Origin of the sequence: Agrobacterium sp. GD03872 (assembly GCF_029840625.1) — a bacterium.
Taxonomy (GTDB): Bacteria; Pseudomonadota; Alphaproteobacteria; order Rhizobiales; family Rhizobiaceae; genus Agrobacterium; species Agrobacterium fabrum_A.
Genome location: NZ_JAOCCY010000003.1, coordinates 480,768 through 505,672, shown reverse-complemented (window position 1 = coordinate 505,672; position 24,905 = coordinate 480,768). Strand labels below are relative to the sequence as shown.

Below are 24,905 nucleotides of genomic sequence, written 5' to 3'. Positions count from 1 at the left end.
GATTGGTACAAAAGGCTGCTTGCCGTTAAGGCAGAAAAGAATAGGTTTGCAGCGTTCGCGAAGGGAGATGCAGGTCAGTGCTCGGACGTATTCTGGTTTTTCTGGGCGGACTGCTGGCCGTGGTGCTGTTTTCGGCGCTGCTTATTCCCTATTTCGTCGACTGGACGGATTTCCGCCGCGATTTCGAGGATCAGGCAAGCCGTATTCTCGGCAAGAAGGTGGTGGTGCATGGCCGCGTCGAAGCCCGTATCCTGCCTTTCCCTTCGGTAACATTGCATGATGTGCGCGCCGGAACGGATGCGGATGGATCGCCGCTCATTCAGGTCGCCCGTTTTTCCATGGATGCCGAGCTTGCGCCGTTCCTCTCCGGCGAGGCGCGCATCTTCGACATGCGCATCGAGGAGCCCAAGGCCAAGATAAGGCTGCTGAAGGACGGCACGCTGGACTGGATGCGCGGCAGCCGCGCGGAAATTCCCGCCCGCACCGTGGTTCTGGAAAGCGTGCAGATCGAAGGCGGGCAGATCGAATTCATCGATGAGCAATCCGGCCGTAACCGTGTCGTGACCGGCCTCAATGCCGACATGTCCGCCAATTCGCTGGCCGGGCCATGGAAGGCTGAGGGACGCGCCGCCGTTGACGGGCATCCGGGCTCCTTCTCGCTCTCCAGCAGCGAGCCGGATTATGCCGCCGGCCGCATGGGGCTCAGGGTGCGGCTGGTGCCGGACGAACATCCGGTCGAGGTCGATCTCGATGGCGCGATTGCCGCAACGGCGGGAAAGCCGGCCTATAGCGGTTCTTTCTCCTTCAGCTTCCGCGAAGACGAAAAGCAGAAGCAGCAGGTCGGACAATCGCTGTTTTCCTCGCCGCGCACCCGCGGCAGCTTTGAACTCACCAATGAAAGCGTGCGTATCCCGAGCTACCGCATGGAGCTCGGCGGCAGCGAAAACCCCTATGTCGTGACCGGGGAAGCGACACTCGATACCGGCGCCAAGCCGGAATTCCTGCTGACGGCCGATGGCCAGCAGATCGATGTCGCCCGCTTTGCGCCGCCCGTTGTGCAGGCGGGCAAGACCTCGCGCCAGCCCACCGCCTCGGTGCGCCAGCGTATCGAGGCCTTTGCGGCCATGGTGGCCCGCATTCCGGTGCCGCCGGTGCCGGGCAAGGCCAGCATCAGCCTTCCGGCGCTCGTTTCCGATGATACGACCATTCGCGACATCAGGCTGGATGTGCGCCCGGAAGGCAGCGGCTGGCAGGTGGTGAATGCCGTGGCGACCCTGCCGGGCAGGACGCAACTCGAAGCCAAGGGGTCGTTGACGCTTCTCGGCGGCCCCGCCTTCAACGGCAATCTGCTTCTCGCCTCCAACCAGCCCTCGGGTCTGGCGAACTGGCTTTCCGGTTCCGTCGATCCGGCGATCCGCCAGCTCAATGCCGCCGGTTTTTCCGCCGATGTCTCGCTGACGACGCTCAACCAGCGTTTCGACAATCTGGAGCTTGCAGTCGGCGATGCGTCGCTGAAGGGTGAGCTGGAGCGGCGCTCCGACGGCAAGACCTCCAATCTTTCCATCGATCTTGCCGGTAATGAAATCGATCTCGATGCGCTGAAGGCGCTCGGCAGCCTGGCGCTTGGCGATCAGGTCGGAAGCTCGGTGCTCGACCATCGAATCACCGCGAAATTCAAGGCCGACCGCTTCAACATGGCCGGGGTGACCGCCAATCATGTCGAGACCGCCTTTACCATGGCGGGCGGGGTTCTCTCGCTTGAAAACATGACGGCCGGCGACATAGCCGGTGCGGAGGTGCGGGCGACGGGCCAGCTACAGGGCTCGCTGCTGAAATATGCGGGCAAGGGTACGGTGAACCTGCATGCGGCCGATATGCAGCCCTTCTTCACCATGTTGCAGCAGAAACTGCCGAACCATCCGTTCCTCAGCCGTCTGGCGGTAAGCGCGCCGTGGTATGCCAATTCCGACCTTGCCGTCGATGTTTCGGTCAATAGCGAAAATGGCGGAGCCAATCTTGCCGTTTCCGGCACGGTCAATGGCAGCCGCCTGTCGGCCATCGCCAAGATGCCGGATTTCCTTGCTATCACCGATGATACGGCCATGTCGCTGGAGGCGGTGCTGAAGAACCAGTCGACCGCCATCCTGTTCGGTCAGGCGGGGCTCGATCCGTTGCCCTTCGATGCGGATGGCGAGGGGCTTCTCTCCGTCAAGCTCAACGGCACTCTTGGTTCACCGGCCCAGACCGAACTGCGATTCTCGACGGAACGCACGCATTTTTCGATGAACGGTTCCTTTTCCGTTGCCGCCGCAAATTTCGGCGAAGGCAGCGCCGATATGGCGCTCGAAAGCGCTGATATCGAGCCTTATCTCATCATGAATGCCGTTGGTTTACCGCAGCTTGGCGGCGGTATGGCATTGAAGGCCAACGCCAAGGTGGCCGTCGACGGGCAGAAGATCACGCTTTCCTCAATCGGCGGGCAGGCGGGCGGCAATCCCTTTTCCGGCAATCTGGCGTTCCAGCGTGCCGCGCCCTATCCCGTCACCGGCGATCTTGCGGTCAGAACCGCCGATCTCGCCTGGCTGGGTGATGCGATCTACGGTCCGGTGATCGATCCGGAAACCGGCGCACTCAATGCCAAGCCTCTGGCCATGGCGGCGTTCCCGCAGTTGAAGGCCTCGCTTGCCTTGAAAGCGGAAAGCTTCGAAGCCGGCCCCTTCGGCACGATCACGGGCGTTTCGGCCAAGGTCACGCATGATGCGGGCAGTCTCTCGCTCGATGATGTTGCCGGCACCTTCATGGGCGGCAAGCTGACGGGACGGCTCGCCATGTCGACGGGCGAGGGGGCGGGCATTTTCCGCACCAAGATCGCGGTGAGCGATGCCAATCCCGAGCCGATCCTGTGGGCCAATGCCAACGGTCCCGTCGCGGCAGGCCGGGTGGCCATCGACCTGACGGCGGAATCGACCGCCAAAAGTGTCGGTGAAATGCTGAAATCGGCGGGCGGTTCGGGTGAAATCCGTGCCAGCGGGCTGGTGTTGAAGGGGCTGAACCCCGGGGCCCTGCCGCCGATCCTGCAGGCGGCCGATGGCTTGCAGCAGCCGATTGACGCGCCCAAGGTGCGGCCGCTGGTGGACCAGAGCCTGTGGCAGGGTGAAATCGGGCTTGGCGATGTCGCCCTGCCATTCTCGCTGAATGGTGGCGCGCTTCATTTCCAGAATCTGCGGGCGGGGATCGACCCGGTGACGCTGGCCGCCGATGCGACGGTCGATCTCGCGGCGTCGACCGTGAATGGCGATCTCGATCTTCTATTCAATCCCGGCACCGAAACGGTCGCGGGCGCCGAGCCGTCGGTGCGTCTGAACTATAATGGCCCGCTTGCCGCTCCGGCTTTGACAACAGATGTTTCGGCGCTGAGCAACTACCTGTCGCTGCGCGCCTTCGAAAAGGAGCGCCGCCGGGTGGAAGCCATGCAGGCCAGCGTTCTTGAAAAGCAGCGACTGCGCCGCGAAGTGGCGCTTTATCGCTCCCAGGCGGCCGAGCGACAGGCGGAGAAGGAACGGGCGGAGGCGGAAGCCAGGGCCAAGGCTGAGGAAGAGGCCCGTCTGAAGGCCCAGGCCGAAGAACGTCTTCGCCAGGAAAAGGAGCAGCAGGAACGGCTGCAACAACAGCAAGAGCAGGAGCAGCAGCCGGTACCCGAGCGGCAGTCCGCGCCGGTTCTGGTGGTGCCCCCGACGGAAAATGCCATTCGGCAGCTGGCGCCGGAAAATGCTCCTGCCACGCCGTAAGCTTGCGGTCAGGCAGGAGCCGATCGCTCTTCAGTTTTGCAGAATGTGGGGTTGTTCCCTGAAATGGCATCGTCCTCGGGCTCTATCCGGGACGATAACGGCCGTATTCATTCGCCTCAGGAACGGTAGAAACCTCGGATCGCCAGACTGTGAGTGCGGGGAATGAAGGGCTCGGAAAACAATCTTTGAAAGCAAGGCTACGCAATACGGAAATGCCTTGTAACGCAAACTAGGCTGCCAATGTTTAATGAATGCTTTCACGCCGTTACGAGTTTTAGGCGGAAATTCTTATAGTCGAGGATGATAATATTCGGATTAGCTATCGCAGTCTGTACCGAGAAGGTCAGTGGCTTTTCAGCCAGTTCAATACGTAAACCCGCAGGGACGAGGAGAGGTTGCTGTCGGCGGAGCGGTTGTCGTCTATTTCGGCAAGCAGGGCCGCGAAACTGATCTTGCGCCTCTCCGCGATGATTTTCAGCTCGTCCCAGAAGGCATCCTCGAGTGAAATGCTGGTGCGGTGGCCGTGCAGGGTCGCGGAGTGCTTGCGGATCATCAGATCGGTCTCCGGTGGGTCCGGTTAGAGGTCTGAATCATGTCTCCCCGGCAAGTCCCTGTTTTGTGATTCTTTTCCGGCAGTCGCGAAATCCGCAGCGGCCCGTCAGTCTTTCCCGTCCGCGTCTTCGCCCTTTTCGAGCCGCCCCTGATCGAGCGCCTTTTCGGCTTTTTGGTTCAGGGCCGAGGTGAGGTTTTTTTCCGTCTTGGTGCGGCCGTAAGACAGGCGGTTCTGCTCCGCCTGTTTTTCTTTTTCGTTACGGGCTTTCTGTTTCCGAAACTGACGCAGATTGACGATATCGGCCGCCATGGGGATATGTCTCCTCGGGTTTCGCAGGCTTAGGGTAGAGGCCGTTATTGCTTCTTGCGGAACGCATCCAGCGAAACGACGGAGCCTTCCTTCTTTTCCTCGCCGGATTTGGGCGTCTCGGCAGCGGAAGCAGGCTTCGCCTCATGGGAAACGGGGTAAGCGGTGATCTCCGCGTCCTCCATCTCTTCTTCTTCAGCCAGAGGCACGTCGAATTCGAGTTCGAAATTGACGGAAGGATCGTAGAAACCTCTGATGGCGTTATAGGGAATGACCAGCTTTTCCGGCGTATCGGAGAAGGAGAGGCCAATTTCGAAGCCGGTTTCCGTTACTTTCAGGTCCCAGAACTGGTGCTGGATGACGATGGTCATCTGTTCGGCATATTTCGCCTTGAGGTGCTGGGAAATCCGCACGCCCGGCGCGCCGGTCAGGAAGGTGATGAAAAAGTGGTGGTCGCCGGGCAGGCGGCCGGTTGCGGCCACTTCGCCCAAAACCTTACGAATAACGCCGCGAAGGGCATCCTGTGCGAGAATGTCGTAACGGATATGATCCTGCCCCATGCGGTCCTGTCTTTCCCTTATTCGAACGTCTTTTAATACACGGCGCAGGCTGCGCGCCAAGGACGCTGTAACACTTTGAATCTTCGCGTAATCCTTGAGCCGGATCATTTCGGATCCTGACGCTCACGCGTTGGCCAAGTATACGCAATGTCCCGAACGGCAGCAACGGAAAAGCCGATACCGTCCGCAAGTCAGCTATCATATAATCAATTCAGGCAAAATGGAGAAGGTGGAGGTTTCTGTTGCCAGGTACCTCCGAACCCCGCCTCAAGGGGCTAACCTAGAGGACTTGGAGCGGAATTCCCGCACCGCCATTAGGCAGCGAGAGCATATTCCTTAGCGTTGTTGTCGTTTGCAACTACACTTGTGACCCGATAACGGCGGTATCATGCCGAGCACAGCTTAAGTCTTTCAATGCCAGTCGATCCCATTTCGCCCCCATCAACAGCAGCCCGGCCTGGCTGTTCTTGGTGGAGGCGGCGGCTTCGAAGCCGCGTCCTGTACATCTATTGCACAAAAGGTTTAGCACCGTAGCCTCCTTGCGAAGGCAATTATCAGGTAGTGCATTTTCATATCGAATTCAATGGGTCCCGAGCAATCAGGAGATCGGCGGTGACGCCGCCGATGCTTTGCCGGGTGTCTTTGAACGGGCTGAAGGGCCGTCAGTGCGCATTGCGCATGTCTTTCAGAGTCTTTTTCCTGTTTCCCGGTCGAATATATGCGCCCTGCGCGGATCTATGCGGAAATGCATTGTCCGCCCCGGAATCACCTCGATGCGTTCGCGGATGAGCGCATCTATGGGCGCGCCTCCCGCCCGGCCGAAGACCAGCGTTTCCGAACCGGTCGGCTCGACCACGGACACCTCCACCGGCACGCCGTCGTTACCGACGGCAATGTGCTCGGGACGGATTCCATAGGTGACGGCCCGGCCGTCTTCCACGTCGGTGTTTTCGAGCGGGAGCACTACGCCACCCTCCGTCACAACTATTCTTTTGCCGTCCCGGGTGGCGACCTTTCCCTGCAGGAAGTTCATGGACGGGCTGCCGATGAAACCGGCTACGAAAATATTGGCGGGGAAATCATAGAGGTCGAGCGGCCTGCCGATCTGCTCGACACGCCCGTCGCGCATCACGACGATCTTGTTGGCCATCGTCATGGCTTCGACCTGGTCATGCGTGACATAGATGGTCGTGGTCTTCAGGCGCTGATGCAATTCCTTGATTTCCACGCGCATCGTGACACGAAGCTTCGCATCCAGATTGGACAGGGGTTCGTCGAAGAGGAACACCTGCGGATCGCGAACGATTGCGCGGCCCATGGCCACACGCTGTCTCTGCCCGCCCGACAATTGCTTGGGATAACGGTCGAGATAGCGGGTCAGGTCGAGGATTTCAGCGGCTTTCCGGACTTTTTCCTCGATTTCCGCCTTGGGGCGCTTCGCCATTTTCAGGGGGAAGCCCATGTTTTCCGAGACGGTCTTGTGCGGGTAGAGCGCGTAGGACTGAAAGACCATTGCGATATCGCGGTCTTTCGGGGGAGCGTTGGTGACGACACGACCGCCGATGCGGATGTCGCCGCCGGTCACGGTTTCGAGCCCGGCGATCATTCGAAGCAGGGTGGATTTTCCGCAGCCGGACGGGCCGACGAGCACGACGAATTCGCCGTCCTCGATGTCGACGCTGACCCCGTGCATGACCTGAAGCGCACCATATTTCTTGGTGACCTCGCTAACCTGTACGTTTGCCAAAGTCGTTCCTCCCCTAAACCCGTGCGGCTTGCTTGTTGTTGTGATTGATCGAGTGCATCGTTTCATCCCTTCCGGATGATGAAGGCGCCGAGCGCGACGGAGATCGCGACCGCGATCCAGATCGACAGGCCCATCGGCTCGAGAAAGCGCATCCAGAGGAGCGACAGGGCGACCCAGATCACCACCGAGATGAACAGGCGGTCGAACCAGTTCGTCTCTATGGGCAGGAAGCCGGGCTGTTTTTCGTTGTTCTGAGGTTGCGAAGCCATGGCCTTATCCTTTCACTGCGCCGAAGGTCAGGCCGGCGACGATGTGACGCTGCACCACCGAAAAGACGATGAGCGCCGGAACCAGCGTCAGCATCGAGATTGCGGCCATGATGCCCCAGGCGGTTCCTGTGGTGGTGACATATTCCGACAGGCCCGTGGTGAGTGTCCGGGCGTTGAAGTTGGTGAGTGTGGCGGCAAGCAGATATTCGTTCCAGGCGAATACCCAGGTCAGGATCAGCGTGACGGCGAGACCCGGCCGGGCAAGCGGAAAAACGATGTCGTAGAGCACCGTCCATGGGCTTGCGCCATCGACATAGGCTGCCTCGTCCAGCTCCCGGGGAATGCTCTCGATCGTCGGGCGCAGGGTCCAGATGGCGAATGGCAGGTTGAAGGAACAATAGACAAGGATCATGCCGATCTTCGTATCCGCCAGCGAAAAGTCGCCGATCTTGTAGACCTGGGTCAACAGCAGAAACATCGGCAGGAGGAAGACCGCCGGCGGCGCCATGCGGTTGGTGATCGTCCAGAAAAAGATGCTTTCCTTGCCCGCCAGATCGAAGCGGGTGAGCGCATAACAGGCGAGGAAGCCGAGCGTCGTGACCAGCAGAGCGTTGCCCGACGAGATGATCAGCGAATTCCACATATATCGCCGCAGGGTCTCGTTGGTCAGGACGTCCTGATAGTTCTTCCAGAAGAAGTCCGTCAGGATGACGTCGGGTGTCGAGAAGAGGTCGAAAGGCTGCTTTACCGAAATGACGAACAGCCAGTAGATCGGGAAAAGCGTGGCGAGGCTGAGCAATGTCCACAGGATGATTGAAAGCCAGGGGTTCTGTTTTCTCATCGGTTCAGCTCCTCTTCACGCGGGGCGCAATCAGGCCGACATAAAGCAGCCAGCAGACAACGATGGTCAGGTAGAGGACAACGACCGAAATCGCCGAACCATAGCCGTAATTCGTCTTCGGGAAGACCTCGCGGAAGATATGGACGCCGATATAGCGGGTCGAGGATCCCGGGCCTCCGCCGGTCAGCATCAGCACTTCGTCGACGGTGCGCAGTGCGTCCATCAGCCGGATGAAGACCGTGGCCATCAGGGCAGGGCGGATCAGCGGAAGGGTGATGTGCCAGAATATCTGGCGCTTGCCTGCGCCGTCGATCTGCGCCTGCTCAAAGGGATCGGATGGCAGGGAGACCAGGGCCGCAATGAGCGACAGCGTCACCAGTGGGGTCCAGTGCCAGACATCCATGATGACCGTGACGGTGAAGGCGGCGACTGCGCTCTGGCCGATATTGAGATCGTAGCCGAACCAGCTTCTAAGCAGATGGGGGATGATGCCGATCGATGGCGTCGTCATCAGCTTCCACACCGATCCGACGATGATCGGCGCCATGATCAGGGGCAGCGTATGAATGGTACGGAAGAAGGCCTTGCCGGGGAAATCCTTCATCAGCGCCTGTGCCAGCACATATCCGAGGATCAGCTCGGTGACGACGGCGAAGAAGACGAAGGCGACGGTAATTCCCAGCGATGCAAGGAACAGCGGATCGAAAACAAGGGTGCGATAATTCGAGGCCCAGTTGAAAATCATCGTGGGATTGGCGGCAAAGGGGTTCCACTGGTGGAACGAGACCCAGACGACGTAGATGAAGGGGAATATGCCGAAGAGCCCAAGGACTATGAGCGTTGGGGACAGCAACAGCCATCCGAGCTTTTGTGAATGCATGGCCTCATCCTCTTGGCAACCCTCGGGCGCCCTGTGAGCCGAAAAAGGGCGGGTCGCCGGGGTAGGGCGGCCCGCCAAGTTGGGGAGGATGTTTTATTTGCGATAGCCGAGGGATTTCAGCTCTTCCTCGGCCTTGGCGGCCATCTGGTCGAGCCCTGCATCCGGGGCAATCTTGCCGGTCAGGATGTCGTAGAAGATCGGCGCGGTCGCCTCACGCACCTGGGCGTGGAACGGATAGGGCGGTGCGCCGGCGAACAGTTTGCCCTGTTCCTTCAGCATCGTGTAGAAGCCGCCGAGCTTGGTATCCATCTCCTTCACCTTCGGATCATCGAAGGTTGCGGTGTTGGTGATGCGCGGCGCGGCGACGGCCCAATCGGGCTGCACGTCGTTCTGGCCGATATATTGCAGGAAGAGCAGGGCGGCTTCCTTGTTCTTGGAGGTGATTGGCAGGCCGAAGGCGCCGCCGTCATAATAGCCGATGTAGCCCTTGCCGGATTTGGCGTCGTCGAGAACGCCCGGTTCCAGCGGCGGAAGGGCGAAGCCGACCTTGCCGACGACCCTTGACTGCGCCGGATCGCTCTGGATCCACGCGGCATTCTCACCATAGATCAGGCCCTGGGCGACGCGGCCGGCTGCGAATGTCGTCGCGGTTTCCGTCCATGTGGACTGTGTCGATTCCGGCGGGGCGATATCGCGCAGGTGCAGCCAGTATTTCAGCGCGGCCTTCGACTTGTCGCTGTTCATCATGCCGCCATTCTTGATGTCCGCGGCGTAGTTGTTCTTGGCGTCGATGCCCCAATTATAGACGCCGAAGGTCGGCGCGACGGATTCGAAGAACTCGTACCAGGATGCCGGATGGCCGGTATGGGCCTGTGCGGTCGTGCCCCAGAGCTGCTCGCCATTATCCTTTCCCCACTTGGTGAAGAATTCGGCGATCTGCGTGTAGTCCTCATGGGTGGTCGCCGGTTTCAGATCCTTGCCGGTTTCCTTCTTGAACGCTTCCTTGATCTTCGGGTCTTCGAACAGGTCCTTGCGATAGAGGTAGGTCTTCAGGAAGGCTTCCATGGGAATGCCGTAGAGGTCGCCGTTCGAGCCTTTGAAATAATCGGCGAAGCTGGTGAAGTTCTTGTCGTCGTAGGTCGGCGCCTTCAGGTCCGGCTGGTCCTTCAATGTCTTGGTGATGTCGACGAGGAAGTCGCGGGCGAGATACGAATAGATGATGTCCTGCTCGATATAGACCATGTCATAGATGCCCGTCTTGGCTTCCATGTCCTTGATGGCCTTGTCGTACATCTGGTCCCATGAGGTCGTTTCGATCTCGACCTTGATGCCCGTTTTCTTCTCGAAATCAGGCGCAAGCACGTTCCGGATATAGTTGGATGGGGGCGTGGATTCGGTCACGCCGTGAAGGGTCACGCCCTTAAATTTGGCGCCTGCGTCCGACCAGAAATCAGCCCATGCCGGCGATGCGGCGGTCGCGAGACTAACCGTCAGCGCAAGCGCGCTGGCCTTCAATGCGTACCTCATGTCAATCCTCCCAGATAGCAGCGAGATCATTCGCTGGTCCATTTTGTAAACGAAAAGAACAGTTCCCGCAATATTTGTTGTTTAAACCTGCAAATATGAAATCTATCTATTTGATTTCCCCGGAAACTTATTTTGTCGGCTTGCTTTGTTGTGTGTGAATGTTCCTTGTTTTGCCATTAAATGCTGCACTGCAAGGTTTTTTCCTGCGCCGCCAAAATTCAAGGTGATCAAATTTATTTGTTGCTTTGCCATACTAAATGACTTAGCAATTGCCCAACCGAAAGCATTCAGTGGAGGGAAACGGTTATGCGGCGATTGGGTATCCACTCATTTGTATGGACGGGCGGCCAAACTCAGGAGGGTCTCGAAATGGCCCTCAACAAGACTGCGAAGCATGGCTACCGCACCATCGAATTTGCCTATCTGCGTCCGGAGAAGTTCAACCTCGACCGTCTGGCAAAGCTTGCCCAGTCACTGGATGTCGAGATCGGTGTGACGATGGGGCTGGGATTTCAAAACGACGTTTCCAGCGAGGATGGTGAGGTCGTGAAGGCGGGTAAGCGGACGCTGTCCGACGCCGTGCACGCCGTCCGGGATATCGGCGGAAACAAGCTTGGCGGCATCCTGTACTCCGCACATGCCAAATACGGCCGGCAGCCGACGGCCAGGGGCTGGGACAACAGCGTCGCGGCGATTGCGGAGACTGCGGATATCGCCAAAGAGGCCAATGTCGATCTGGTCCTTGAGGTCGTCAACCGTTTCGAGACCAACCTTCTCAACACCACCGCGCAGGGTCTGAAATTCATTTCCGAAACCGGTTCCGACCATGTCCGGCTGCACCTCGATACGTTTCATATGAATATCGAGGAAGCCAACCCGGCGGCGGCAATTCGCCTTGCTGGCGACAAGATCGGTTATTTCCACATCGGCGAAAGCAATCGCGGTTATCTGGGTGACGGGACGATCAATTTCGACCTGATCTTCGATGCGCTGCTCGACATCGATTATAAGCGTGACGTCGTATTCGAGAGCTTTTCCACGGCTGTCGTGGATGAGGGGCTTTCGCTTGCCTGCGCTATCTGGCGCGACACCTGGACCGATAACGATCCGCTTGCGGCGCATGCAAAGGCCTATATCGAACTGAAATATGAAGAGGCCAAGCGTCGTCGCGCGACGAATGCGCGGCCTTAAATATCCTTCTGGTGGCCTGCTTCAATTGTGTAAGGGTTGGTGCAGGTTGATTTGAAGGGAAATGATCATGAACGACACCGCCTCCACCGGAAGTTCGCCACGCAGGATTCGTCAGAACAATATCGTTGCCGCCCTGCAGACGATCTACGCTCATCGCCGGATGAGCCGCGCCGATCTGGCGCGGAAGCTCGGGATGAACCGCTCGTCTTCGGGCGAGATCGTTGCGGAGCTGACGGAGGGCGGGTTCGTCCAGGAATCCGAGGAGAGCAGCAAGCCGCGTTCGGACCATGCCCGGCTGGGCCGGCCGGGGATCATGCTTGAACTCGTGCCTGACGCGGCCTTCTTCGTCGGCATCGAGATTGGCGTGGAGCATATTTCGGCCGCCGTGGTGGATCTCTGCGCCGATGTGCGTGTCTGCCGGAAAATGGCCTTCGACACGCCGGCTTCAACGGTCGAGCAGGCGGTGGCGGAAGCTGTGGAGCTTATCGTCGGGGCAATGTCGAAGGACATGATCCGGCGCTGCAAAGGGCTCGGGATTTCGACCCCGGCCCATATTCGTCCGGATGGAAGCGTCAGTCTGGCGCCGATCATTGGGTGGCGGGATGTGCCGCTGAAGGAGATCGGTCGTGCAGCCTTCCCGGCCAGGGTGCCGATCCTGATCGAAAACGATGCGAATGCATTCGCGATCGGGGACAGCTACCGAAACGGATCGGCCGGCGTGACCCTGTTCCTGACGATGGAAACGGGTGTCGGCGGCGGCATCATGATCGATGGGAAGCTGTTCCGTGGCGGGCATGGGCTGGCGGGCGAAATCGGCCATACGCTGGTGCCGGGCAGCGGCGGGCAGAAATTCGAGCAGCTTATCGGCCGTGAGGTGCTCATCAGGCAATACAGGGAGGCGACCGGTAAAAAGAGCGCGGAAATCCAGGATTTTCTTTCGGATGTCCGTGACCGTGTGCCGGATGCCGTGAACATCGCGGAGACGTGGTCGAAACATCTCGCCTACGCACTTCTGCAGGCCTGCCGCCTCATCGATCCGCACAGGATCGTCCTTGGCGGGTCGGTCGCATCGCTTTACCCGATGGTGTCCGCGCGCGTCGCGGTTCACATGGCGGAAGGGCAGAATATTCCATTTCCGACCCCCGAGATCGTCGTCGATGACGATGCGGAGTTCGGGTCGGCATTCGGTGCGGCCTGCATGCTGCACCAGCGCTTCCTGTCCCTTGAGAACGAGGAGTTCGGAAGCGAGGACGGCGCATTGCCACGACTGGCAGTGACATAGACAAACCAATATCGAAAGCAGGATTGCGATGGCTTCAGTAATTGCTCCGGACCGACTTGGTCCCACCGTCTGCGTTGGCGAGATACTTGTCGAGATCGTCGCAACCACTGTCGGCGATGGATTTACCGAAGCACAGCCGCTCGTAGGGCCCTATCCCAGCGGCGCGCCCGCAATCTTCATCTCGCAATGCGGGCGGCTCGGCGGTTCGTCCGCCATGGTCGGCGGTGTCGGCGACGATGATTTCGGCCGTGTCAACACGGACAGGCTCAAACGGGACGGCGTGGACGTCTCGACGATTTCGATCGACAGCGACTATCCGACCGGAAGCGCCTTCGTCCGCTACCGCAAGGATGGGTCACGGGACTTTGTCTATAACATCGCCACATCCGCTGCCGCGCGCTTCGGATGGTCCGGGACGGTCAAAAGCCTGATCGAGCGGACCGGGCATCTGCATGTCATGGGCTCAGCCCTCTCGGTTCCGAGCGCGCGGGAGGTCATCGACCGGGCAGTGGATATCGTCAAGGGCCGGGGCGGAACCCTTTCCGTCGATCCGAATATCCGCAAGGAGCTGAAACTGGACGAGGCGACCGAGCAGCGTTTTGCGCGGCTGGTCGCCGCCGCCGATCTCCTGCTTCCCTCCGGCGAGGAACTTGAAAGAGCCGCGGGCGTGGAGGGCGAGACAAACGCTATCGGCCGCCTGTTCGAGATCGGCGTGAAGGAAATCGTCCTCAAGCGCGGGGCTGAAGGGGCGACCTATTTCGGCCGGGATGGCGAGCGCATCGATGCGCCGGCCTTCCTTGTCGAGGAAGTCGATCCGACGGGGGCGGGCGACTGCTTCGGCGGGGCCTATCTGACCTGCCGCCGTCTGGGAATGCCGCCCGAGCAGGCGCTCACCTATGCTTCGGCAGCCGGCGCCCGCAATGTCGCCGTTCGCGGTCCCATGGAAGGAGCGGGGACCCGGCAGGAACTCGACGCGTTCATCTCCTCGACGGAAAGGCGCGTGTGATGCAGGTCGATCTCAGACAGCTCGCTTCGCTTCGCCGGCAGGGACGTCCGACGGGAGTGACCTCCGCATGTTCCGCGCATCCGATTGTCATTCGCGCCGCCCTTCGCCATGGCAGGCAGCATGAAAGCACCGTGCTCATCGAGGCGACCTGCAATCAGGTCAATCACCTCGGCGGCTACACCGGGATGACGCCTGACGATTTTGCGGCGCTCGTTCGCGAGATCGCCGCCGAGGAAGGCTGCCCCGAGAAACTGATCGTACTCGGTGGCGATCACCTCGGTCCCAATCCCTGGCGGGACCGGCCGGCGGAGGAAGCCATGGCGCAGGCGGAAAAAATGGTTGCCGCCTATATCGAGGCGGGGTTCCGGAAAATCCATCTGGATGCTTCGATGGGTTGCAAGGGCGAACCCGTCGCGCTCGACGATGAAACGACCGCGCAACGCGCGGCGCGTCTTGCCACTGTCGCCGAGACCTGCGCCGAGAGGGCCGGGGGTGAAATGCCCGTTTACATCATCGGAACGGAAGTGCCGCCTCCGGGCGGGGCCGATCACGCCCTCGATACCATAGAGCCGACATCGGCCGCCGCGGCCTTGAAGACGATCGATGTGCACCGACGCGTCTTTTCGGATCTGGGACTCGACAAAGCTTTCGGGCGGGCGATCGGTCTCGTGGTTCAGCCCGGCGTCGAATTCGGCAATCACAATGTCATCCACTATGACCACAGCAAGATCGACGCGCTGAAATCCGTGCTCGCTGACGAGCCGCAATTCGTGTTCGAAGCCCATTCGACCGACTATCAGGGCACCGGTCCGCTAACCGCACTGGTGGCGGATGGTTTTCCGATCCTGAAGGTTGGACCCGAACTGACTTTCGTGCTTCGCGAGGCGCTTTATGCGCTGGATGCCATCGCATCGGACCTTCTGCCGGATTATGGCGACCGACCGCTCTATGCCACCATGGAAGCCCTGATGCTGAGCCAGCCCGAAAACTGGAGCCGCCATTATCACAATGGCGAGCGGTGGCTTCGTCATTATTCGCTGTCCGACCGCATCCGTTATTACTGGGCGGCGCCCGAGGCCCAGCTTGCCGTCGATCGTCTCTGCGATGCGCTGCGCGGCCAGTCCGTTCCGCTTCCGCTGTTCTGGCAGCATATGCCGTCGGCCCAGGAATTCGCGGGATCGCCGCTCGACCCGGAGGGCGTCCTGATCTGGAGGGTCATGCGCAGCATTGCGGATTACCACGCGGCATGTGGGGTTGGAAAAAGCCACTAGAGTATTTCCAGGAAAAGTGGAGCCCGGTTTTCCGTCCGGAAATACGACAAGGCTCCGGGCAATAAAGGGAGGAGGAGCGCATGAACGAATTGAACGGTAAGATCGCGGCCGTAACGGGCGCCGCATCGGGAATAGGGCTTGCCTCAACCGAGGCGATGATCGCCGCCGGGGCGACGGTCGTGCTCGTCGATCGCGATGAGCGGGCGCTGCACGCGGTCTGCTCGCGTCTCGGGGACCGCGCAATCCCGCTGACGGCCGATCTTCTCGATGCCGGGCAATGCGCCTCGCTACTCGATGGCCTTTTGTCGAAGGTCGGGCATCTCGACATTTTTCATGCCAATGCCGGAACCTATATCGGCGGCGATCTTGTCGATGCCGATCTCGACGGTATCGACCGGATGCTCAATCTCAATATCAATGTCGTCATCAAGAATGTCCGCACCGTCGCGCCGCACATGGTTGGGCGCGGGACCGGCGATATCGTCGTGACGAGTTCGGTGGCGGGGCATTCGGCGGTGCCGTGGGAGCCGGTCTATTCCTCTTCCAAATGGGCCATGCACTGCTTCGTTCAGACGATGCGTCGCCAGCTCCTGAAAAACGGAATCCGCGTCGGCTCTGTCTCGCCGGGGCCGGTTATCAGCGCCCTGCTTGCCGACTGGCCGGAGGAGAATTTGCGCAAGGCCAAGGAGGTCGGCGCACTCATCGAACCGAAGGAAGTCGCCGACGCGATCATCTTCATGCTGACGCGTCCGAGGAACGTGACGATCCGCGACGTCGTCATTCTTCCCAGCGCTTTCGACATCTAAGGAGAGGCCCATGTCCTATCAGAAGAAATTCCGTCTGGACGGCGAGCGCGCCGTCGTTACCGGGGGCGGGCGCGCCATCGGGCTGTGCTGCACGGAAGCCCTGGCGGAAGCGGGGGCCTCCGTCATCGTCATCGAGCGCAGCGAGGCAGACGCGCGGGAGGCCATCGCCCTTCGGGCGAAAGGATATGAGATCGACATCCGGCTTGGCGATGTCACCGATTCCGCCCGCATGGAGACCATAGCATCCGAACTTGTCGATATGGGCCGGGCGGCGACGATCCTCGTCAACAATGCAGGAATTGGCCAGAACGGTATCCCTGCGGAAGATGTGACGGATGCCGACTGGCTTCGGATGATGAATGTCAATGTCAACGGCGTCTTCTGGTGCTCGCGCGCATTCGGGCGGCATATGATAGCGGCGAAGCAGGGGGCCATCGTCAATCTCGGTTCGATGTCGGGTAATATCTGCAACCGGCCCCAGCCGCAGACGGCCTATAATGTCTCCAAGGCGGCGGTCCATCATCTCACGCGCTCGCTGGCTGCCGAATGGGCGCATCACGGTGTAAGGGTGAACGCGGTCGCGCCGACCTATATCGAGACGCCCATGGTCGCCGCGGTGGAAGCCAATAAAGCGCGTATCCCTATCTGGCTGGCGGATACGCCGATGGGGCGAATGGGCAACCCGGAGGAGGTGGCGAGCGCCGTGCTTTTTCTTGCATCCGGTGCGGCAAGCCTGATGACGGGCGCAATCGTCAATGTGGATGCCGGTTTTACCTGCTGGTGATGCGGCCGGGTCTCTAGGGGTTCCGGGCACTTAAGCTGAAGCGGAAGGGCTGGAGGCATCCTCCGCACCCGACCTTGAACATGAATGTCACGCCGAAATCGCCGGGAGGCCGGTTCGGCGAAGGCGAAACCGTGGGAGGATTTCAATGGAAACGACCGGGTTGGAGCACGTTCAGGAACGTGCCGCAGGACCGTTGCTTCTTGAGGCATCGGGCGTTGCGAAGCGTTTCAACAAAGTGGCTGCACTCCTCGATGGCAGGATTGCCCTTCGCCCGGGCAGTGTCAATGCGTTATGCGGCGGCAACGGCGCAGGCAAGTCGACCTTTCTCGGAATATTGATGGGGTTGCTCCGCCGCGATGCGGGGTCCGTAACCATCAGGGGCGCCGAGGTCGATTTCTCCTCTCCAGCCGAAGCTTTGGACAGCGGCGTGGCGATCATCACGCAGGAGCTGAGCCCGTTCCTCGACATGACGGTCGCCGAAAATCTCTACCTCGGCCGCGAGCAGCGCAGGGGGCGGTTCTTCGTGGATGACCGGCGGATGATCGCCGATGCGGAGGATATTCTCGGCCGCCTGAAATTCGATATTCCCGCCCGCGCCCGGTTGCGCGACCTTTCCGTCGCCCAGTCGCAACTCGTCGAGATCACCAAGGCGATCAGCCGGCGCAGCGAAATCCTGATCATGGACGAACCGACCTCCGCCATTGGCGAGCGTGAAACGCAGATGCTTTTCGACGCCATCCGCAGGCTGACGGCTGATGGTGTCGGCATCATCTACGTATCGCATCGCCTTACCGAGATTTTTGAGATCGCCGACGACTACACCGTTTTCCGCGATGGCCGTTTCGTCGGCGGGGGCAGCATTGACGAGATCGACCGCAAGGGGCTTATCCGGTCGATTGTTGGGCGCGATCTCCTTGATCACAGGCGCGAAGTAAAATCATTCGAGGCGGCAAAACCGCTTCTGGAAGCGAGGGGCTTTTCCTCCGCCGGCAAGTTCAGCGACATCAATGTGACCCTTCACGCGGGCGAAATTGTCGGTCTTTATGGTCTCCTCGGTTCCGGCCGCAGCGAGTTCGTCAACGCGCTCTACGGCACCGAGCCACGGGATGCGGGCGAGATTTTCATCGACGGCAGGCCCGCCGATCTGAAGACGCCTGCCCACTCGATCCGGGCCGGTATTTCGCTGGTCACCGAAGACCGGAAGCAGACGGGCTTGTCGCTGACGGCTTCGGTCGCCCACAATATCACCGTCGCGAACCTGCCCCATTATGCGCGACGCGGTTTCATGGATGGCGCGCAGGAGGCGAAAAGCGTCCGCGAGCATATGAAACGCTTTTCGATCAAGGCCGCATCGCCGGATATTCCCGTCCAGTCCTTAAGCGGCGGCAACCAGCAGAAGGTCGTTCTCGCCCGCTGCATCGACACCAATCCCCGGGTGTTGATCTGCGATGAGCCGACGCGCGGCGTCGATGAAGGGGCCAAGCGGGAGATTTACGCCTTCCTCGAAAACTTCGTGAAGGCCGGCAATGCCGTGCTGATGATCTCCTCGGAGATTCCCGAAATCCTTGGCAATGCCGACCGGATCGTCGTGTTCCAGCGCGGCCGCGTTGCCGGCGAGGTGTCCGGACCGGACGCCACCCAAGAAACCCTAGTCCATCTGGCCTCGTAAGGAAGGCGCCGGATCATGGAGGAGAAACCAGTGAATTCCGCAACTCTCGTCAAGCGCGAAACGAACTACGGTTCGCTCATCGCCCGCTACGGCATCGTCATTTCGTTCGTTCTGCTGTTCGTCATCCTGTCGGTGGCATCCCAGAATTTCCTTTCCGCCAACAACCTCCTCAATGTTCTGCGGCAGGTCTCGATCAATGGCGTCCTCGCCGTCGGCATGACCTTCGTCATCCTGACCGCCGGCATCGATCTGTCCATCGGATCGATCCTGGCGCTTGCCGGTGCGGTGGCGGCGAGCCTGGTGACGGGCGCGGATGCGATGAACCCGCTGTTCGGGGTTGCGGCAGGTCTGGGCGTTGGCGCTCTCTGCGGTGTGGTCAACGGCACCGTCATTGCCCATTTCAGGGTTCCGGCCTTCGTTACGACACTCGGTATGCTGAGTGTCGCACGCGGGGCGACGCTGCTTTACAGCGGCGGCCGGCCGATCCCCAACCTCAGTGCGGAATTCCGCTGGCTGGGTCAGGGGCTGGTGTTCGGAATACCGGTTCCTGTCATCATCTTTGCCATCGTCTTTGCCATCTCGGCCGTGGTGCTTCGCTATTCCGTTTATGGACGTCGCGTTTACGCCGTCGGCGGCAATCCGCGCAGCGCAAAGACCAGCGGCATCAACACCTCGGGCATCACCTTTTCCGTCTATGTCATCATGGGGGCTCTCGCCGGGCTTGCTGGCGTCATGCTCACCGCGCGCACCACCTCCGCGCTGCCGCAGGCCGGCATCGGCTATGAGCTCGACGCCATTGCGGCCGTGGTCATCGGCGGCACAAGTCTCACCGGCGGTGTCGGCCGTATCGGTTACACGCTCGTGGGTGTCCTGATCATCGGCATGATCAGCAATGGTCTCGATCTGATGGGGGTGTCTTCGTATTACCAGCAGATCATCAAGGGTTCGATCATCGTCCTTGCGGTGCTGATCGACCGCTCCAGATCCCGGGGCGAATAGCAAACTCAGTTTGAAGGTGCAGCAGGTGCTGCGCCAATAAGTGGAGGAATCCAGAATGACCATGACCAGACGTGCCCTTCTGGGCGCGACGACCTTTCTTTGCCTGATGGGCGGCGCTCTGACCGGCGCACCCGCCTATGCGAAGACCCTCAAGATCGCCGCCATCGTGCAGAGCCTCAACACGGAATACAACGTTTTATGGGCCGATGCCGCCAAGGCGCATCCGGCTCTTGCTGACGGAACGGCTGCCCTGACCGTGCTCGACGGCCGCCAGGACGTGCTTACCCAGTCGAACCTGTTCGACACGGCAATCACTGAAAAATACGATGCGATCATCTTCATTCCCGTCGATATCGACGCCGGCAACGATCCCATCGAGCGGGCCAGGGCGGCCGGCATTCCGGTCTTCGGTTCCAACACCGTTGTGTCCAAGACCGATCTCTATGATGCCTATATCAATTCGAACGACGTTGAAGCCGGTGAGATGCTGGCAAAAGCCGTCATCGACAAGGCCGGTAAGGATGCCAAGATCGTCGTGCTTGAAGGCATGCTCGGTCAATCCGCACAGGTCCAGCGACTTGAAGGCATCACGAAGGTTCTGAAGGAGAATCCGGACGTGACCGTGCTGGAGCAGAACACCGCGAACTGGTCGCGTGCGGAGGCCATCACCCTGATGGAAAACTTCCTCACGTCGCACGGCGATCAGATTCAGGGTGTGCTGGCCGAGAACGACGAAATGGCGGTCGGTGCCATCGAAGGCATCCGTAACCATGGCCTCGATCCGAAGAAGCTCCCGGTCGCGGGCGTCGACGGCATCAAGGACGCGCTGGAGGCCGTCAAGCGCGGCGAACAGACAATGTCGATCCTGCAGGATGCCAACGGCCAGGCGCAGGGTGCAATCGACCTCGCGCTCAGCAAGCTCCTCGGTGACAGCTACAAGCCGCGTGCCAAGGTGTGGGACACGAATGGCGGCAAGCTGGCGTGGAACGGCGGCAAGGAACAGCACTATTATGTTCCATGGCTTGCGGTGACTTCGGAGAATGTCGACAAGGTCATGGCAGCGAACTGATAAGCCATCAGGGGGACGCTCTTCGGAGCGTCCTTCAGATCGAGGAGTCGCCTGCCATCGGCTTTTGTGGATTACGCGGCACGCTTCCCGAGCATGCGTGAGAAAGCTCTGGCGCGTTCCCGCGCGTCGCCATCCGTGAACAACGCTGCGCCAACCACCGCCAGATCGACGCCCAGTTGGTCCAGCCTCTCGAAGTGTTCGGGAACGATCTTTCCGTCAACAATGGTGTAAAGCCCGGTCGGGCGCTGGGAGAGGCGCTCGAAGGCCCTGTCGTCGAAGGAGCCGCCGCCGGCCGGTGCCGTCAAAAGAAGGCAGCCATCCGTGTGCTCGGCGACCTTTTCAAGTTCGGATATGGGTGTCGTGTGCCTCAGCGCCGCGAATGCGCCGGAACCGTTTGCTCTTGCGATACGGGAGAGTTCCACGAAGTCTTCTTCGGCTTCGAGATGTATCGCAATCGACCTGACACCCAGCTCGGAAAAGCGGATGACGGCATCTCTCGGGCGCGCCACCATCAGGTGAACATCCAGCGGTTTGGATGCGCATTCGCTGAGATTGCGGATGACCCTTGCGGTCAAACCATATTCCGGGGCGAAGACGCCATCCATCACGTCGAGATGCAGGGATTCGACGTTGGGCAGCACCGCTTCGATGTCTTCCGCCAGGCGGAATGGATCGGCGGCGTAAACGGAGGCTGAGAGCGCGGTCATGCTGCAGGCGCCCATGCGGCTTCGCGAAGCTTGCCCAGCGACCATTCTTCCACCGGCTTCGGCGCGGTTGTGCAGAAGCCGTGCTGGAAGATCGCGATGCGGTCGCAGATTTCCACCAGCTCCTCTTCTTCCGAGGAGACGACGACGATGCAGCGGCCTTCATCGGCCAGACGCCGGATGATGTCGTATATGTCCGATTTCGCGCCGATATCGACGCCCTTGGTCGGTTCGTCGAGAAGGATGAGGTCGGCATCCTGTTCGATGATGCGGCCGAGCAGCACCTTTTGCTGGTTGCCGCCCGACAGCGATTTGGTCGGGGCGTCGAGCCGTCCGCGCGTGCCGATCGAGGCAAGCGTTTTCTGCGCCGAGGCCCTTGCGGCGTTGAGGTCAACTATTCCGTTGTTGCGGTAGCGCGTCAGCGTCGAGAGAACGACATTCTGGAACGAGGACATGAGGGGGATGAAGCCATCCTGCTTTCGCTCTTCCGTCAGGAAGGCGATACCGTGCTGGATGGCGAGCTTGGGGCTCGATGGAGTATAGCGTTTTCCGGAGATTTCCACCGTACCGGCCGATATGGGTTCCATACCATAGAGCGTGCGCAGGAAACGGGTGCGGCCGGAGCCGATAAGACCGTAAAGGCCGAGAACTTCCCCGCGCCGCGCCACGATATCGGCGCCCTTGAGCCTCTTGCCAGCCAGTCCCTCAACCTTGAGGAATATTTCGCCCGCAGCCCGCGCCTCGCGCCGGCTGGCAACATGCTTGCCATGGGCGTCGCCAACGATGGCGTCGACAATCGCCTGTTTGCTGACGTCCTGACCGGCCGCATGGTAGACGACGCGCCCGCCCGAAAGCACGGTCGCTTCGTCGCAGACCGCCAGAACCTCATCGAGCTTGTGGGAGACCAGAACGACGCCGATATTGCGCTCCAGCGCGATGCGGCGGACATGGGCCAGCAGTTCCGTGGACTGATTACCGTCGAGTGCGGTGGTAGGCTCGTCGAGGAAGAGATAACGGACCTTGCCTTCGAGATTGGCGATCACTTCGAGGAGCTGTTTCTCCGGGTGGGAAAGCCCTTTAACGGTCCGCGTCACGTCAACATGCAGGCCATAGCTTGCGAGCAGGGTCTTGCAATAGGCGTTCATTTCGGCGGTTTTCTTCAGGCCATGCAGCGTCACTTCCCTGCCGAGAAAGAGATTTTCCGCAACCGTGAGGTTCGGGATGAGACGCAGTTCCTGATAAACGCAGCCAATGCCCTTGCCGAGCGCCTCTCTGGGCGAGGCGAGGGTGACGGTTTCGCCGTCGACGCTGAGCGTGCCATTGTCCTGCGGCTGAGCGCCGGCGAGGATTTTCAGCAAGGTCGATTTGCCCGCGCCATTGTGGCCGAAGAGACCATGGATCGTTCCCGGCTTCACTTCGAAGCCGATGCCATGCAGGACCCCGACGCTGCCGAAGGACTTGGTGATGTCTGTCGCCTTATAGCTCGACATATCGCGTACCTCACATCTACTGACCGGAAGGCGGGCGCGCGAATTTCCGCGCGCCCGGACAGTCTTAGAGCCTAGTCGTATTTCCGGATGGAAAACGGTGCTCCACTTTTTCTGGCAATGCCCTTAGTAGGCCTTGTCGACGGTTTCGCCGGCATTGTCCTTGTTGACGAGCAGCGGCGGGCTGTCGATGATCGGGTCAAGCTTCCCGCCGTCAAGGAACTTCTTGATGTTCTCAACCTGGATCTGGGCAAGCTTGGCCGGCTCCTGGATCGCACCGGCCTTCAGGATGGTGTTGTCCTCGATGTGCTTCACGCCGAGCTTGTCGACAAAGGCGTAGAGCGTCACATCGCTGCGGCCGAGCTGTTCGATTGCGGCGATCGCGCCGAGCGCGGACGGTTCGGTGTCGGAATAGACGACGGTGATTTCAGGGTTGCCCTGAAGCATTTCCGTCGTGACCTTCAGCGAGGTGGTTTCCTCGACCTTGCCGTTGACGAGCGCGACGAACTTGACGTTGGGGTTGGACGCCAGGGCTTCCTTGAAGCCTTCATCACGTGCATTTGCCGCCACGGAGGTTGGTTCGCCGACGATGCCGATGACAGCCTTGCCGTCCGCGCCGATATCCTTCAGCAGCTGCTTGCCGATATAGACGCCGCCGGCCTTCTGGTCCGTCTGCACGGCCTGTTCGACCTTCAGGTTTTCAGCCTTCAGACCCGCCGGATCGGGCAGGAGGTTGATCGTGAAGACCGGAATCTTTGCCTGATTGAGCTCGGAAACGGAGGCGACGCATGGACCGGACGAGACGCAGTTCAGCGCGACGGCGCTCACACCCTGCTGGGCAAGCGTCTGGACCTGCGAAAGCTGCTTGGCGTCGTCATTGTCGGCGATCAGCACGCGAACGTCGAAGCCCTGCTTGGCGCCGTTTTCTTCGAAGCTCTTCTTCATCGCCACGTAATAGGGGTTCGTCAGGTTCGGCAGGGCAACGCCCAGAACCTTCTTGTCCTGTGCATGGACAGCTGCAGCGGACAGCGCAAGCGACATGCCAAACGCCGCCAATACGGAATTCTTCACGAGTTTCTTCATCGTTCTCCTCCTATTGGATGATGAATTCGATTGCCGGATCGGCCGGCGCCGTCTCTGGTCCGCGCGTTCAGGCGCTGGCCGAAAACTTCTTCTTCAGCAGGGCGACCCAGGGCAGGGAGAGCCGGCTGGATGAACGCATCGTGTCAAAGGTCACGCCGACAAGGATGATCACGCCGATCACCAGGGGCTGCCAGTAGGCGCTGACGTTCAGGACGTTCATGAGATTGGAGATGGTGGCGATCAGGGTGGCGCCGATCATCGCGCCCCAGATCGATCCGATGCCGCCGAAGAGGCTGACGCCGCCGACCACTGCACCTGCAATCGAAAAGAACAGCTCGTCGCCGCGACCGGCGGTCGGATAGCCCGTCATCAGGCGCGATCCGTAGATCAGGCCGCCGCAGGCGCCGCAGAAGCCGGAGATCGCGTAGACGAGAATGGTGATGCGGGAGGTATTAACGCCTGCCAGACGGGCTGCCTCGACATTGCCGCCGACCGCGAAAATATGCGTGCCGGTCACGGTCCGCTTGATGAACAGGGCGGCCAGTACGACGGCGACGGCAAGGGCGATGACCGGGAAGGGAATTCCGAACAGCTTATATTGCCCGATGAAACGGTAACCGAAGTCCATGACGCGGATCGATTCCGCACCCGTGATGATCTGCGGCACGGAGGCTGCGACCCCCATCATGGCGAAAGTCACGATGAAGGGCGGCACGCCGGTCTTGTCGATGATAATGCCGTTCAATGCGCCGGCGAGAGCGCCTGACGCGAGCACAAGCACCGCTGCCACCGGCCAGGGCAGGCCGAGATATTCGATGAAGACGGCGGCAAGAACACAGGTCATCGCGACGATCGATCCGCAGGAAAGGTCGATACCGCCCGTGAACAGGACAAACGATTGCCCGAGGCAGAGGAAGCCGATGACCGCGCCGTTGAGAAGCAGCACGAAAATGTTCGACAGCGTGAGGAAATTCGGAGACGCGATTGCGCCGGCGATCATCACGACGAGAAGAACGAAGGCGATGCCTGCTTCGGCGGGGATGCGAATTCCCTTGCCGTCATAGGGTTGGGTCTGTGTCATGT

The 24,905-nt window shown here is 60.3% G+C and carries 22 protein-coding genes and 1 other RNA gene; 10 read left to right on the top strand and 13 right to left on the bottom strand.

The features are described from left to right. The first annotated feature begins 77 nt into the window (after nucleotides 1–77). Nucleotides 78–3,788 carry an AsmA-like C-terminal region-containing protein gene (locus tag N5D22_RS10180; RefSeq protein WP_279656251.1) on the top strand — a complete coding sequence of 1,237 codons (3,711 nt, stop codon included), beginning with the start codon at nucleotides 78–80 and terminating at the stop codon, nucleotides 3,786–3,788. A gap of 343 nt (nucleotides 3,789–4,131) precedes the next feature. On the opposite strand, the gene N5D22_RS10175 is transcribed toward N5D22_RS10180, so the two are convergent. The 9 genes from N5D22_RS10175 to N5D22_RS10135 form a co-directional block, all read right to left on the bottom strand. Then, on the bottom strand, nucleotides 4,132–4,341 hold the full coding sequence (locus N5D22_RS10175; RefSeq protein WP_279656250.1) for a ribbon-helix-helix domain-containing protein: 210 nt from the start codon (nucleotides 4,339–4,341) through the stop codon (nucleotides 4,132–4,134). 105 nt (nucleotides 4,342–4,446) lie between these two features. Continuing rightward, nucleotides 4,447–4,650: a DUF4169 family protein gene (locus N5D22_RS10170; RefSeq protein ID WP_279656249.1), complete on the bottom strand. Its 204-nt coding sequence runs from the start codon at nucleotides 4,648–4,650 to the stop codon at nucleotides 4,447–4,449. 44 nt (nucleotides 4,651–4,694) lie between these two features. Next, the gene (locus N5D22_RS10165; protein WP_279656248.1) at nucleotides 4,695–5,207 is read right to left on the bottom strand and encodes an SspB family protein; all 513 of its coding nucleotides are present in this window, start codon (nucleotides 5,205–5,207) and stop codon (nucleotides 4,695–4,697) included. A gap of 228 nt (nucleotides 5,208–5,435) precedes the next feature. Beyond that, nucleotides 5,436–5,795: a transfer-messenger RNA gene (gene ssrA / locus N5D22_RS10160) on the bottom strand. 97 nt (nucleotides 5,796–5,892) lie between these two features. Next, nucleotides 5,893–6,954, bottom strand: coding sequence for a sn-glycerol-3-phosphate ABC transporter ATP-binding protein UgpC (gene ugpC / locus N5D22_RS10155; RefSeq protein ID WP_279656247.1), 1,062 nt, complete (start codon nucleotides 6,952–6,954; stop codon nucleotides 5,893–5,895). Between the two features lie 62 nt (nucleotides 6,955–7,016). Continuing rightward, nucleotides 7,017–7,223, bottom strand: coding sequence for a DUF2160 family membrane protein (locus tag N5D22_RS10150; RefSeq protein WP_279656246.1), 207 nt, complete (start codon nucleotides 7,221–7,223; stop codon nucleotides 7,017–7,019). Between the two features lie 4 nt (nucleotides 7,224–7,227). Beyond that, complete coding sequence (locus N5D22_RS10145; protein ID WP_279656245.1) at nucleotides 7,228–8,064, bottom strand: carbohydrate ABC transporter permease; 837 nt, start codon at nucleotides 8,062–8,064, stop codon at nucleotides 7,228–7,230. Nucleotides 8,065–8,068: 4 nt separating this feature from the next. Next, complete coding sequence (locus N5D22_RS10140; RefSeq protein WP_279656244.1) at nucleotides 8,069–8,944, bottom strand: sugar ABC transporter permease; 876 nt, start codon at nucleotides 8,942–8,944, stop codon at nucleotides 8,069–8,071. 93 nt (nucleotides 8,945–9,037) lie between these two features. Continuing rightward, a complete protein-coding gene (locus N5D22_RS10135) occupies nucleotides 9,038–10,471 on the bottom strand; it encodes an extracellular solute-binding protein (RefSeq protein WP_279656243.1) in 1,434 nt (477 codons plus the stop codon). Between the two features lie 306 nt (nucleotides 10,472–10,777). Here N5D22_RS10135 and N5D22_RS10130 point away from each other — a divergent pair, with 306 nt between their 5' ends. The 9 genes from N5D22_RS10130 to N5D22_RS10090 all read left to right on the top strand — a co-directional run bounded on the left by N5D22_RS10130 (nucleotide 10,778) and on the right by N5D22_RS10090 (nucleotide 20,548). Beyond that, a complete protein-coding gene (locus N5D22_RS10130; protein ID WP_279656242.1) occupies nucleotides 10,778–11,662 on the top strand; it encodes a sugar phosphate isomerase/epimerase in 885 nt (294 codons plus the stop codon). 67 nt (nucleotides 11,663–11,729) lie between these two features. Then, nucleotides 11,730–12,944, top strand: a complete 1,215-nt coding sequence (locus N5D22_RS10125) for an ROK family protein (protein ID WP_279656241.1) — start codon at nucleotides 11,730–11,732, stop codon at nucleotides 12,942–12,944. A gap of 28 nt (nucleotides 12,945–12,972) precedes the next feature. After that, nucleotides 12,973–13,950 (top strand): sugar kinase, encoded by a 978-nt coding sequence (locus N5D22_RS10120; protein WP_279656240.1) that lies wholly within the window; start codon nucleotides 12,973–12,975, stop codon nucleotides 13,948–13,950. After that, on the top strand, nucleotides 13,950–15,221 hold the full coding sequence (locus N5D22_RS10115; protein ID WP_279656239.1) for a class II D-tagatose-bisphosphate aldolase, non-catalytic subunit: 1,272 nt from the start codon (nucleotides 13,950–13,952) through the stop codon (nucleotides 15,219–15,221). Before N5D22_RS10120 ends, N5D22_RS10115 begins: the two co-directional genes overlap by 1 nt. Nucleotides 15,222–15,301: 80 nt before the next feature. Then, a complete protein-coding gene (locus N5D22_RS10110) occupies nucleotides 15,302–16,027 on the top strand; it encodes an SDR family oxidoreductase (RefSeq protein WP_279656238.1) in 726 nt (241 codons plus the stop codon). Between the two features lie 10 nt (nucleotides 16,028–16,037). Next, nucleotides 16,038–16,811, top strand: coding sequence for an SDR family oxidoreductase (locus tag N5D22_RS10105; protein WP_279656237.1), 774 nt, complete (start codon nucleotides 16,038–16,040; stop codon nucleotides 16,809–16,811). Between the two features lie 145 nt (nucleotides 16,812–16,956). After that, nucleotides 16,957–18,480, top strand: a complete 1,524-nt coding sequence (locus N5D22_RS10100) for a sugar ABC transporter ATP-binding protein (protein ID WP_279656236.1) — start codon at nucleotides 16,957–16,959, stop codon at nucleotides 18,478–18,480. A 15-nt stretch (nucleotides 18,481–18,495) separates the two neighbouring features. Next, a complete protein-coding gene (locus tag N5D22_RS10095) occupies nucleotides 18,496–19,479 on the top strand; it encodes an ABC transporter permease (protein ID WP_279656235.1) in 984 nt (327 codons plus the stop codon). A 55-nt stretch (nucleotides 19,480–19,534) separates the two neighbouring features. After that, nucleotides 19,535–20,548 carry a substrate-binding domain-containing protein gene (locus tag N5D22_RS10090; protein WP_279656234.1) on the top strand — a complete coding sequence of 338 codons (1,014 nt, stop codon included), beginning with the start codon at nucleotides 19,535–19,537 and terminating at the stop codon, nucleotides 20,546–20,548. 71 nt (nucleotides 20,549–20,619) lie between these two features. Here N5D22_RS10090 and N5D22_RS10085 read toward each other — a convergent pair whose 3' ends face one another. The 4 genes from N5D22_RS10085 to N5D22_RS10070 all read right to left on the bottom strand — a co-directional run bounded on the left by N5D22_RS10085 (nucleotide 20,620) and on the right by N5D22_RS10070 (nucleotide 24,903). Further along, on the bottom strand, nucleotides 20,620–21,255 hold the full coding sequence (locus N5D22_RS10085; protein ID WP_279656233.1) for a hypothetical protein: 636 nt from the start codon (nucleotides 21,253–21,255) through the stop codon (nucleotides 20,620–20,622). Continuing rightward, on the bottom strand, nucleotides 21,252–22,742 hold the full coding sequence (locus N5D22_RS10080) for a sugar ABC transporter ATP-binding protein (RefSeq protein ID WP_279656231.1): 1,491 nt from the start codon (nucleotides 22,740–22,742) through the stop codon (nucleotides 21,252–21,254). The genes N5D22_RS10085 and N5D22_RS10080 overlap by 4 nt, the downstream gene beginning before the upstream one ends. Nucleotides 22,743–22,865: 123 nt before the next feature. Then, on the bottom strand, nucleotides 22,866–23,822 hold the full coding sequence (locus tag N5D22_RS10075; protein WP_279656230.1) for a substrate-binding domain-containing protein: 957 nt from the start codon (nucleotides 23,820–23,822) through the stop codon (nucleotides 22,866–22,868). Nucleotides 23,823–23,889: 67 nt separating this feature from the next. Continuing rightward, nucleotides 23,890–24,903 (bottom strand): ABC transporter permease, encoded by a 1,014-nt coding sequence (locus N5D22_RS10070; RefSeq protein ID WP_279659046.1) that lies wholly within the window; start codon nucleotides 24,901–24,903, stop codon nucleotides 23,890–23,892. Nucleotides 24,904–24,905: the final 2 nt, after the last annotated feature.